This is a genomic window from Microvirga sp. GN3 (genome assembly GCF_055792825.1).
The window spans coordinates 17409-29257 of record NZ_JBVVAK010000102.1 but is presented as its reverse complement, the minus strand read 5'-3'; the positions used below and the strand labels follow the sequence as shown (position 1 = coordinate 29257).

General features: G+C 61.4%; 10 protein-coding genes. 6 read left to right on the top strand and 4 right to left on the bottom strand.

Annotated features, from left to right (window positions below; all coding sequences use genetic code 11):
- Nucleotides 1-167: 167 nt before the first annotated feature.
- Entirely contained in the window at nt 168-368 is a 201-nt protein-coding gene (locus ACS5Q1_RS33045; protein ID WP_473102182.1) for a chloride channel protein, read from the top strand.
- A 415-nt stretch (nt 369-783) separates the two neighbouring features.
- Here ACS5Q1_RS33045 and ACS5Q1_RS33040 read toward each other — a convergent pair whose 3' ends face one another.
- Nucleotides 784-1095, bottom strand: coding sequence for a hypothetical protein (locus ACS5Q1_RS33040; protein WP_473102181.1), 312 nt, complete (start codon nt 1093-1095; stop codon nt 784-786).
- A 219-nt stretch (nt 1096-1314) separates the two neighbouring features.
- On the opposite strand from ACS5Q1_RS33040, the gene lepB reads away from it, so the two are divergent.
- The 4 genes from lepB (at nt 1315) to ACS5Q1_RS33020 (ending at nt 6809) form a co-directional block, all read left to right on the top strand.
- Entirely contained in the window at nt 1315-2076 is a 762-nt protein-coding gene (gene lepB / locus ACS5Q1_RS33035; RefSeq protein ID WP_473102180.1) for a signal peptidase I, read from the top strand.
- A 403-nt stretch (nt 2077-2479) separates the two neighbouring features.
- Nucleotides 2480-2629, top strand: coding sequence for a hypothetical protein (locus ACS5Q1_RS33030; protein WP_473102179.1), 150 nt, complete (start codon nt 2480-2482; stop codon nt 2627-2629).
- 110 nt (nt 2630-2739) lie between these two features.
- Entirely contained in the window at nt 2740-5466 is a 2727-nt protein-coding gene (mprF, locus tag ACS5Q1_RS33025) for a bifunctional lysylphosphatidylglycerol flippase/synthetase MprF (RefSeq protein ID WP_473102178.1), read from the top strand.
- On the top strand, nt 5445-6809 hold the full coding sequence (locus ACS5Q1_RS33020; protein WP_473102177.1) for a virulence factor family protein: 1365 nt from the start codon (nt 5445-5447) through the stop codon (nt 6807-6809). The genes mprF and ACS5Q1_RS33020 overlap by 22 nt, the downstream gene beginning before the upstream one ends.
- A gap of 374 nt (nt 6810-7183) precedes the next feature.
- Here the strand turns inward: ACS5Q1_RS33020 and ACS5Q1_RS33015 are convergent, their stop codons facing one another.
- The gene (locus ACS5Q1_RS33015; RefSeq protein WP_473102176.1) at nt 7184-7360 is read right to left on the bottom strand and encodes a hypothetical protein; all 177 of its coding nucleotides are present in this window, start codon (nt 7358-7360) and stop codon (nt 7184-7186) included.
- A gap of 759 nt (nt 7361-8119) precedes the next feature.
- On the opposite strand from ACS5Q1_RS33015, the gene rpoH reads away from it, so the two are divergent.
- Entirely contained in the window at nt 8120-9010 is an 891-nt protein-coding gene (gene rpoH / locus ACS5Q1_RS33010; RefSeq protein ID WP_203441111.1) for an RNA polymerase sigma factor RpoH, read from the top strand.
- 187 nt (nt 9011-9197) lie between these two features.
- Here the strand turns inward: rpoH and ACS5Q1_RS33005 are convergent, their stop codons facing one another.
- Together ACS5Q1_RS33005 and ACS5Q1_RS33000 are read right to left on the bottom strand one after the other, a co-directional pair.
- Complete coding sequence (locus ACS5Q1_RS33005; protein WP_473102175.1) at nt 9198-10391, bottom strand: histidine kinase; 1194 nt, start codon at nt 10389-10391, stop codon at nt 9198-9200.
- Nucleotides 10392-10424: 33 nt separating this feature from the next.
- Nucleotides 10425-11717 carry an adenylosuccinate synthase gene (locus ACS5Q1_RS33000; RefSeq protein ID WP_473102174.1) on the bottom strand — a complete coding sequence of 431 codons (1293 nt, stop codon included), beginning with the start codon at nt 11715-11717 and terminating at the stop codon, nt 10425-10427.
- Nucleotides 11718-11849: the final 132 nt, after the last annotated feature.

Sequence of the window (11849 nt, the reverse complement as noted above, 5' to 3'; positions counted from 1 at the left end):
GGCGCCGCTCCTCCATCTGCTCCGGCGTCAGATGCGTCGGACGCCAAACGTTGCCCTCCATCGCGCACCTCCTCACGATGACCGATACCGCCCTATGTTACACCCTCTGCGTGAAGATCATTAGCCGCTGCTCAGGATTCAAAGATGGCCTCGTCAGCGCGACCTAGTTGAAGGGCGCTCTCCTCGGACAGGTTACGGCATGGATTGGTGGTCAGCGGCCTGCCGGACTCCCTATAAGTCCGAACTTCTGCGCGTTGATCGGCATGGCATCCGTAGGGGCCAGTGTGATTGGCAGCCCTCTGGCGATGATCGTTCTGGTGCTCGCGACCTGCAGCGACTGCGATGCATCTGCTGCCGCCGCCACCTGAGACGTCGCGACATCGTTCCTAACAGATTGGCTGTTGGGTATTCGTTTGCGACGTGCCGGTTCCAGCAGCGCGGGCTTGCCCTTGAAGGTTATTGAATTTGGCCATGGTCAGACTCCAATTGGCAACACCGGTAGCGTCCGGGCTACGCCCCGGGGTATCGCGTGATTCCGCGCGCGTGGCGGCCATAGAGTCTGACTGAGTATGTCGCAGATGCCGGAGCAGGCTGCCGAGGTCGACTCAGGCACCCTGCAGAACGGACGGGACGCAGCGTGTACGTCCGATAGCGGCTGTGCTCATTTCTTTCAAGAAGATCGCACCGACCCCCGTTTTCTCTCCCAGTAAGAGCCGGAATTGTCCGGAGTACTACTGGGCGGCACGAAGCCGCCCAGCAGAAACCTTGCTCAAGCCTGAGTTTCTATGGGCAGATCTCAACACGCCGCCAGACACCTCCAATTCGCTCACGAGCCGGATGGCAGCCACCCTGCCCTGTTGCCTCCGGGACATAGGACTGGGTAACCGTCGGACCCGCCGCCGGCGGCACCATGATCGACCCTGTGGTCTGGGCTTGGGCCGAGTCCGCTGCGGCCCCAACCCCGACGCCGCCAACGCCAGCCGCTATGATGGCCGGAATGACCCAAATGGGCAAAGCCGAAGCAGGCGTTGCCAATGCGATCGTTGAGGCTGCGAGAGCCACGGCAGACGTGACACCAATAAGAGCTTTTCTCATGATCATTGCTCCAAAAGCTTTTCGACCAGAGTGCATCAGGGCACCCTGCTGAGAGATGGGAGGGCCCGTTACAATGCCAGTCTGTAAGATCTGACAGGAGGTCGACTGTCTCCTTTTAGATTACCGTCAGCTTGCAAGGCACAGGCGTGGCGGCTTCTCCATGCCCCTTGAGCTCACGGCTATTGCGAATGGACGCGCGTCAGGACGGAGTTCGTACGGATGAATCAGGTGCGGGAGCAGACGATCGAGAAGAATGGCGGCTTCTGGGAGACCATCAAGGTCATCGCCCAGGCGCTTCTGATCGCACTCGTGATCCGCACATTGTTGTTCCAGCCTTTCAACATCCCATCGGCCTCGCTGGTCCCGACATTGCTCATTGGCGACTATCTGTTCGTCTCGAAATACGCCTATGGCTATTCCCGCTATTCCGTTCCCTTCGGCCCTTCCCTCTTCTCGGGACGCATCTTCGGCGCGCAGCCGAAGCGGGGTGATGTCGTGGTCTTCAAGCTGCCCAAGGATAACTCCACTGACTACATCAAGCGGGTCATCGGCCTGCCGGGCGACCGCATCCAGATGATCGGCGGCGTTCTGCACATCAACGGACAGTCGGTGCAGCGTGAGCGGATCGAGGATTACAAAACCACCGATTTCTATGGACGCCCGGTGGCGGTTCCCCAATACATCGAGACCCTGCCCAATGGCGTGAAGCACCGGATCATTGAAATCCAGGGCGACCGTGGAGCATGGGACAACACGCTCGTCTACACCGTGCCGGCGGGAGAGTTCTTCATGATGGGCGATAACCGGGACAACTCGGATGACTCGCGCGACCAGTCCAACGTCGGCTATGTGCCGTTCGAGAACCTCGTTGGACGTGCGGAGATCATTTTCTTCTCCATCGGCGGGAAAGCGTCCGCGTGGAAGATCTGGCAGTGGCCCTGGACAGTGCGCTGGGATCGGCTGCTCCGACCTGTGACGTGATGGCGACGGAGAAGCGATCTGCGCCATCACCAGCCGCGTGCCTCTCGCGGTCAAGGATGCCAACGGTACGAACCCCACATGCCGCAACGCTGCGGCACAGCCTTTTGGTGACGGTGGACAGTGATAAAGTCCTGACTGCTCCGGTTAGCCGGGACAAGCCGGCGCGCAGCGGTGCGGCCCCCAACGGGCTGGTTGTGTGCTATTTGGCACCACGCGAGAAAGCCAGATCGAGTTTCCGGGTCATGAGCCATCCTGTGAGATCTGACAGGAGATCGATGTGCCCGTTTGCTCTACATGCCACGAAACAGCGCAACACGTCAGACCGGCCTGTGATAGCGCCCAGTGCTTGCGCAGGTTGATAGGAATGCTCAGGACCGCCCCAGATCTCGAAGGAGAAACGATCATGATGGAACCACCCGCAGATCCTGGCTCCGGCGATCTACCCGTCCGGGCTCGTGAGTTCACAACGCAGAATGTCCTGGCGGCTTTGGCCGAGGCTGGACGCAGAGATGACCTGGCGCTTGAGGGTCTTACATCCCGCCCCGAAACCTGATTGGCCGCAGCGGTAGCTGAAACCTCGAAGACGATAAAGGCTCGGGATTTAGCGGCCGATCATAGAGTGACGCCCTCACGAGGAAGGGCGCATCCAAGGAATGGCTTCTCATGAAGTTACTCAAGGGCATCCCTATTCCTGAGACGAATAACCGTAATCGTTTGCATCGGTATGGAGACAGGGTGCCCGATCAGACTTCAAGCCGTGGGAGGGGGGTCTTTGAGAGAGTGCGGGAGCTCCTTGAGGCACTTGCCTGGCGTCAGTTTGCGCCGGTTATGGGCATTGCCTTGCTCCTGGCAGCAGGAATTATTCTTCATCGTGTCCTACAAGGTTTCAGCTGGGATGCCGTGAAGGACGCTCTTGCCCGACGTTCCACTGCGGATTTCGCGAAAGCAGGTGCCGCCACAGCATTGTCCTACGTTGCGCTCGTCGGATATGACGTGCTCGCTCTTCGTGAGGTCGGTGCACGTGTCAGACTTCGCACGGCGGCGGCCGCCGCCTTCATCGGGCAGAGTTTTACCTTCACCATCGGCTTCGGACTGCTCACCGGCAGCGCCGTCCGCCTGCGCATCTATGGCTTGGCTGGTGTTGCGGCCGAAGATATTGTCGCTATCGGCATCCTGTGCGCTCTGACGTTCTGGTCCGGGCTTCTCGTCCTGGCCGCCTTTGCGCTCGTGGCCGAGCCCTCTGTCGTTACGCTGATCGATGGACTGCAGCCCTGGCTGAATATGGCCGTAGGGCTCGCGCTTCTCGCGGGCTTACTGGGGCTGGTTTGGGTCAGTCAAGGGGAGCGCATTCTCCAACGTGGAGACTGGAGCTTCCGCCTGCCCCAGGCCCCGACAATATTTGGGGCGATCGTCATTGGCTCTATTGATACTGCGGCGGCAGCACTCGCATTGTGGTTCCTTCTTCCCCAGACCGGTGACCTGACGTTCCCGGCCTTCCTGGCGACGTTCATCCTTGCAACAGTGCTCGGTGTGATCAGCCATGTTCCCGGGGGCGTCGGGATCTTCGACGCAACCATCCTTCTCGCGAACCCAGGCTTGCCCAAGGCTGACCTCGCCGCATCGCTTCTCGCGTTCCGCATCATTTACTATCTCGTCCCGTTTGGCCTGTCCGTCCTGCTCCTGACCTTGCGTGAACTGGAAGAGCATTGGCAGAGAGTTAGGGATATCACACGGCAGTTCGGCGATACGGTAGGGCCGGCCGTCCCACAGGCGAGCGCGCTGGTGGTATTTGCCGGAGGGACCATTCTGCTCCTGTCAGGAGCTTTGCCAAGCGAAAGTCAGCGCATGGCCTATTTGCGGTATGCCGTCCCCCTTCCCTTCGTGGAGGCCTCGCATCTGCTCGCCAGCGTCGTCGGCGTCGTCTTGCTGGTCCTCGCGGGCGGGCTGGCGCGAAGGCTGGCAAGGGCCTGGCGGGCGGCAATCGCTCTCCTGGCTGCAGGTGCACTGTTTTCGCTCGCGAAGGGACTCGACTACGAGGAGGCGGCCGTCTGCCTGGCCGGTATCGGTGTGCTCACTACCGCCCGAGGCGCATTTTACCGCCAAGCTGAAATCTTCGCGACATCCCCCTCAATCGACTGGATCATGGCGGGAATTGCCGTAATCGTCACCTCAATCTGGCTTGGCCTCTTTTCCTACCAGCACATCGAGTACAATGATCAGCTGTGGTGGGAATTCGCCTATTATGGCGATGCTCCACGCTTCCTGCGGGCCACGCTTGGGGTCGCCGTCGCAGTGGTTGGCGTTGCGGTTTATGCGCTGGTCCATCGCCGCCCCTACCATGCAAGCCACGCCCCAAAGGAGACGCTCGATGCGGTGCGCTCGATTGTAACTGCCTCTCCCCGCGCCGAAGCTCACCTCGCCCTGCTCGGGGACAAGCAGTTCCTGCTTTCCGAGGCGAGGGACGGATTTATCATGTACGGCATACAAGGCCGAAGTCTCATTGCCATGGGCGACCCAATTGCCCAAACCGACGAAACAACTCAGGACCTCGTGTGGCGCTTTCGAGAGTTGGCCGACAATCTCGCGGCGACGCCTGTCTTCTACCAGGTCTCGACCGAATATCTGTCGATTTACCTCGATGTGGGTTTCGCGCTGGTGAAACTCGGGGAGGAAGCGTGGGTCGATCTCAGCCGCTTTACGTTGCAGGGCGGAGAAGGGCGCAAGCTCCGGCAGGCCCAGGCAAGAGCCCTGAACGCGGGGACGACATTCGCCATCGTCCCAGCGGGCGAAATTGATCCAACATTACTCGAACTGCGGGAGGTCTCAGATCTCTGGCTCCGGGAAAAGGGGCAGGAGAAGGGCTTCTCGCTTGGCTTCTGGTCGGATGCCTATCTCCGCTGCTCTGACTGTGCGATCATCCGCCACGACGGCAGAATCGTCGCGTTCGCGAATATCTGGCGCAGCGCCGATCGGCGCGAGTTCACGATCGACCTGATGCGCCACAGACCCGACGCCCCGGGAGGCTGCATGGATCTGCTGTTTGTCGGGCTGATGAGCCAGGCCAAGATGGAAGGCTACCGCTGGTTCAATCTCGGAATGACCCCTTTGGCAGGTCTTCCAACCCATCGCCTCGCATCATGGTGGAGCCGTATCGGCGGCCTAATCTATCGGCGCGCCGATCGGTTCTACAATTTTGAGGGCGTGCGGGCTTTCAAGCAGAAATTCAGGCCCGAATGGCGGCCGCGCTATCTCGCGTATCCGGGGGGGCTTGCTCTGCCGCGGGTGCTTCTGGACGTGACCACCTTGATCGCAGCAAGCCCGCGACGTGCCGACTGCCCCGATTGCTTGAGCCCGTCAGAGGAGAACTCATGCTGCGCCTCTACCCCCTGATCATTTCTGCCGTGTTCATCCTATCGGTTCTGCCAGTCAGAGCGGCACCGCGGGAGGTCACAGTTGACCAGGACACGTTCGGCTCCGTCCAGGTGTTCGCACCTGTTGATGAGCCAAAGCAGTTCATCACGTTCCTGGTCGATGGTGAGCTTACGCCGGAACGGCGCGCCAACATCGAAGACTTGGTTGCACGAGGCGCCGCCGTCGTACCACTTTCCTCCTCGATGACCATGCAGCGTTTGGACCGAGAGGCTGATGCGGACGCCACCTGCTTGTATGCCCTTGGCGAATTTGAGGATCTCTCCACCTCGGCTCAACGCGCGCTCGGCACTACCACTTACCGTTGGCCGGTCATTCTTGGGGCGGGCCCGGTCGCCGGCACAATCGCCTATTTATCGCTCGCGCAGGCACCGCCCAATACCGCAGCTGGCGCAGTCAGCATTGGAATGCAGACGAAGCTGTCAAGCCGCCTGCCGTTCTGCGCTGGCGCCAAAGCCTCACCTGCTCCCGACGGCGGCTTCGTCTATGCACCGAGCGACGACGTCCCCGGCCGCTGGGTCCTTATCTTGGCTGGCCCGGCCGATCCTGAGATCGACGCGATCGTGAAGGGAGATAGCAGCAACGAATTGCGTGTGGTTCCAGTCGAGGAGCCCGTCCGGTTCCAGGCGGCCCTAGCGGCGGCCCTCGAGATCGGTGTAAGTTCTGTCGCCACTGTGAGCGGTTTACCACTCGTTGAGTTGCCAAGTAAGCAGCATCCCGTCGCACTTGCCATCTTCCTCTCGGGAGATGGAGGGTGGCGCGACATCGACAAGCAGGTCGCCGAGATGCTGGCCAGCAAGAACATCGCGGTCGTGGGCGTGGATTCCCTGCGCTACTTCTGGAGGAAGAAAACGCCGGAGATGATTGCGGAGGATCTTGAGCGGATTGCCCTGATCTATAGCCAGCGCTGGCAGGTGCCGCATCTTGCATTGCTGGGCTACTCCATGGGGGCGGATGTGCTTCCGCCGGCGTGGCCATTCCTTCCGGCCACTATCCGGACCAACGTGAAGCTGATTGCATTGATGGGCCTCGAACCCACGGCCAGCTTCGAGATCTCGGCCGCAGGCTACGTTGGTGTTGCTTCTGCTGCGGACGTAGACATTCGATCCGCGCTGAAGACCCTGCCGGCGCAACGCGTCATGTGCTTTTATGGCGCGGATGAGCAGCCCGGGGTCGATACCGCCTGCACCTTGCCGGAACTCGATAACGCCACCAGGATCATGCGGCCCGGAGGGCATCATTTCGATGGCGAGTACCAACCCATAGCGCAGGCCATTCTTGATCGGTTGCAGGACAGCAAGTGACGATGCTCACTTGTCTTGAGCAGCGCATCGTCCGGCGCGAAACGAAGGTCCGCGTCAGCGAAAAACCAGGCCCACTTTTTAAGCATGATGCGCTAGATGTTTGATCAAGAGTCTGATGGTACCAGACGCTGTCATAACAGCAGAGGGCTCTGTCGTAACTTCGGAGTGAGCGTGAGGAAGTTGCAGAAGCATCGTGGGAGCGCTCGCCCGCAATAGGTCAAGTTGTCTTCACGACTGCGCCTGAACAGCTTATGTCTGAAGTCGCGGCTGACGACATCGCGTCAGGCAGTTTCATGACACATTCCTCTGCCGAAGTCTCCAATCCTGCTATCGAAGCCATGGCTAAACTCTCCAGCAGGGGCAAAGGCTGCGACTTAACTCCCGACGAGACCGCTGACCCCGTGGTCACCAAACCAGTTGTCGAACTCTCCGGCGTAATTGCTAATATCGCTGCCACCAAGGCCATCGCCACGCGCATATGCACCCCCTGAATAGGCGGCCGCGCCCACCGTCATGACAGTTAGCGCACTGAGAACCTTCCTCATGATCATGCTCCGTCTCGTGGTTGACCAGTCGGCGGCCCGCAGCAATCCGGCGTCCCACCTACGTGTTATCTGCCGAGGAGATTGAGTTGGATTATGGCAAGAACGGCGTAGCCCCTGTCCTGGTCGCGGGATTGCGTATTCAGCACAGCAGAAATCGTCGAAACACCAGCCATATTACGGCCAAGCCACGTATGGCTCGCGACAGGCCTCACGTTCACTGGATCGGCCATGGGCGGCACAGTGACCGAAGCTCTGTCTCGATAGGACAACACCCTCGCCTAGAGCGTTAGGTTTCGCCGATATAACTGATGTCGGCCTGTGTCCTTGGCCATGGATCGCGATCACCAAATCAATCTAGTCACAATGCCGAGCGTCAGCCCCTCAACTTCACCAGTGTGATCACACCCTATCGTGAGCACTAGGTCCAGCTCAAACCCGAGGTAAGTCATAAAAGCCGACCGTGATCCTGCTGACTGAGCTTTATGCCCGAAGTGCACGATAGCAGTCCAAAACCGGAACTTGCATCGACAGAGTGCCTGTCAGATTTCTCAGGCTGACGACGGGACTATGGACGGACAAGTTAGAGAACAGTGCGGAGGCTCTCCTTGTAGGAAGTCTCCTCAAAGCAATCGTGTAGTCGATGCAATGAGCGACCCAGGGGGAGCATGCGCACGTTGTTGCTGCCCTCGCCAATCCGGTGGGATGTACGGTCGGAACGGTGAACAAGCTCACTCACCTGAGCGGCCGCCAGAAGAGGAGATTACCATGGCTGCAGCGCTTCCAGTGCTTGCCAATGAAGGGGGCCTTTCGCGCTATCTCGACGAAATCCGTCGCTTCCCCATGCTTGAGCCGCATGAGGAGTACATGCTCGCCAAAAGCTGGCGCGAGCATGGAGATCGCGAAGCCGCCCATAAGCTCGTGACATCCCACCTGCGCCTGGTTGCCAAGATCGCCATGGGCTATCGCGGCTACGGCCTGCCGATCGGCGAGGTGGTGTCGGAAGGCAATGTCGGCCTGATGCAGGCCGTCAAACGCTTCGAGCCCGACAAGGGCTTCCGCCTCGCCACATATGCCATGTGGTGGATCAAGGCGGCGATTCAAGAATACATCCTGCGCTCCTGGTCCCTCGTGAAGATGGGCACCACCGCGAACCAGAAGAAGCTGTTCTTCAATCTGCGCAAGGCGAAGGGCCGCATCTCCGCGTTCGAGGAAGGCGATCTTCGTCCTGATCAGGTCAAGCAGATCGCCACCCAGCTCGGCGTGACCGAGCAGGACGTGGTGGACATGAACCGCCGCCTCGGCGGCGATGCCTCCCTCAATGCTCCCTTACGCGACGAAGGCGAAGGCGGCGGCGAATGGCAGGATTGGCTCGTCGACAGCGGCCAGAGCCAGGAGCAGGTGCTCGTCGAGGAGGAGGAAGGCCAGAACCGGCTGACCGCCCTGCGTTCCGCGCTTTCCGTGCTCAATCCGCGCGAGCGCCGCATCTTCGAAGCGCGCCGCCTGTCGGACGATCCGATCACACTCGAAGAGCTCTCCACCGAGTTCGGCGTGTCTCGCGAACGCGTCCGCCAGATCGAGGTGCGCGCCTTCGAGAAGGTGCAGGAAGCGGTCAAGAAGAACCTGACCCAGATCGAGACCTCGGCAGCCGAGGCTTAAATCGACCTCCCATGAACTCATGAAAAAAGCCGCGCTCGATGCGCGGCTTTTTGCTAGCGCATCGTGCGGAAAAGTGGTTTCGGTTTCCCGCATCAACGATGCGCCGCTTAAGGGATTGAGCATCGGATTGGATCCCAAAAGTGCAAGTCCACTTTTGGGTCCGATGCTCTAGCGGAAGCCCGCTATCCTACTGCCATTGATTGAAGGCGTCGTTGAGGATCTGGTTGCCGGAGGCGCCTTTCTCGAAGCTCAGGATCGCGCGCTGGCCGGACGCCATCCGCACCGGCAGGTCGATCCAGTTGCGGCGCACGAAGAGCTGGGTGTTGCGCGCCACATCGACCTGCAAGTTGGAGAGGCCGATCAGAAAAAGGTTCTCGCGCACGGGCACCGGCAGGCCGGCAACCGGGGTGCCGCGAGCTGCTTCCTCGTCCTTGAACTGCAGCAATCCGACGTCCCGGATGACACGGTTCGTATCGCCTTCGCGGGTGGTGAAGGTGAGTTCGACCGTATGGGAGGCCGGCAGCGTCGCGTCGAGGTTGCGCCGCAGCATCATGCGCATCGTCAACCCGGCATCGGGCACCTCGATCAGGGCACTGACGGCTTTCTCGAGGGGCTGACCCTGGCCGGGATTGACGTCCTCAAGACGCCACGTCACCCGCCCGACCTGCGCCTTGGGGGTCTGCGGGTTGGCGGGATCCTCTTCATAGAAGACCGCACGTTGCACCACACCTGCTTCCTGGCGAGGGGCCGGGGCTGGAACGGGCGTGGTCGAGGGGGCAGCCTGACCGCCGACCCGCTCGTTGATCTTGGAATCGGCGGGAGCCGGCTGCGGCGCTTCAGCAACCGGGGTTTCGGGAGCAAGATCCTCGGGCCTGTCGCGCCACAGGAACGCGAAGGCAGCAATGGCCGCGATCACGAGCGCCATCACCGACCCGAAGATGATCGTCCGCGTCCGTCCCTTGCCCTGCATGGCCGGGTGAGGCCGGCTGTCAACCTTGGGCCGCGCCACGGCGGGCTCGGCATAGGTGCCCTCGGCCTCTTCTTCCACGGCGGCTTGAGGAGCGGGCGCCCGCAGGCCATGGACCGAGCCGGCGCTCCGAGTTCCTTCGCGCGTCGGCTGATCGGCGGCCGGCATAGTCGAGAAGGCATCGTCATCGAACCCGGCCGGCGGCGCGGTGTAATCCGCCTCGACCCTGGTGATGGCCTCGTCGAGGGAGCGGCCTTCCTGCTGGATTTCCGCCTCGGTCAGAGGCGGGTCAAGGGAACGCAACTGCGCGATCAAAGCCGTGCGGGCACGCTCGTAGACAGCGTGCCGCTTGTCGGGGGTTTGCTCGGGCAAGCCTTCGACGGCTCGGGCGATGAGAGGGTAATAATCTGCCATTTCTCTTGGGATTGCCCCGCTCAGGCTCCGTCGTCAACCCTCAAAGGGGTTCTTCATCAGGATTGTGTCGTCACGCTCCGGCGAAGTCGAGAGCACGGCGACGGGCGCCCCGATCAATTCCTCGACGCGGCGGACATATTTGATCGCCTGTGCCGGTAGGTCAGCCCAGGAGCGTGCTCCCGCGGTCGAGCCGCTCCAGCCCTCGATCTCCTCGTAGATCGGCTCGACGCGCGCCTGCGCGCCCTGGCTCGCCGGGAAGTAATCGATGGTCTCGCCATCGAGCTTGTAGCCGGTGCCGATCTTGATGGTCTCGAAGCCGTCGAGGATGTCGAGCTTGGTGAGCGCGATGCCGTCGATGCCGGAGGTGCGGACGGTCTGGCGCACGAGCGTGGCATCGAACCAGCCGCAGCGGCGCTTGCGGCCCGTGACCACGCCGAACTCCTTGCCCTTCTGGCCGATCAGTTCGCCGGTCTCGTCGAACAGCTCGGTCGGGAACGGCCCCTCGCCCACGCGGGTCGTGTAGGCCTTGGCGATGCCGAGCACATAGCCGACGCTACCCGGGCCGAGTCCTGAACCCGTGGCCGCCTGTCCGGCCACCGTGTTGGACGAGGTGACGAAGGGATAGGTGCCATGGTCGACATCGAGCAGCGCGCCTTGAGCGCCCTCGAACAGGATGCGCTTGCCAGCCCGACGCTCGTCGTCGAGCAGACGCCACACGGCATCCATGTAGGGCAGGACCTTCGGCGCGACGGAAGCCAGCTCCTCGTAGATCGCCTTCGGCTCGAACTCGTCGAGACCGAAGCCGCGGCGAAGCGCATTGTGGTGTGTGAGCAGGCGTTCGATCTTTTCAGGGAGAGCCGAGAGATCGGCGAGATCCATGAGGCGGATGGCGCGGCGGCCGGCCTTGTCCTCGTAAGCCGGACCGATGCCGCGCTTGGTCGTGCCGATCTTCGTGCCGGCGCTGCCGCTTTCGCGCAGCGCATCGAGCTCGCGGTGGATGGAAAGAATCAGCGTGGCGTTTTCGGCCACGCGCAGGTTCTCGCGGGTGATCGAGACGCCCTGCTCGGAAAGCCGCTCCACCTCGCCGGCGAGCGCATGCGGATCGAGCACGACGCCGTTGCCGATGACGGAGAGCTTGCCCGGACGCACGACGCCGGAGGGTAGCAGAGAGAGCTTGTAGACCTTGTCGCCGATCACGAGGGTATGGCCGGCATTGTGCCCGCCCTGGAACCGCACGACCACGTCCGCCTGTTCGGACAACCAGTCGACGATCTTGCCCTTGCCTTCGTCGCCCCACTGGGCGCCCACGACAACCACATTCGCCATCGCTCAAGCCTCACATAAAAAAACCCCGGCGCAAGGCCAGGGTTGGGTCAAAAACCTTGCAAACCCTCATGGTGGATCGCGCGCCTCAGGTCAAGGCGGAATGCGCCCCGATCCCGTGATCATATGGGTCGT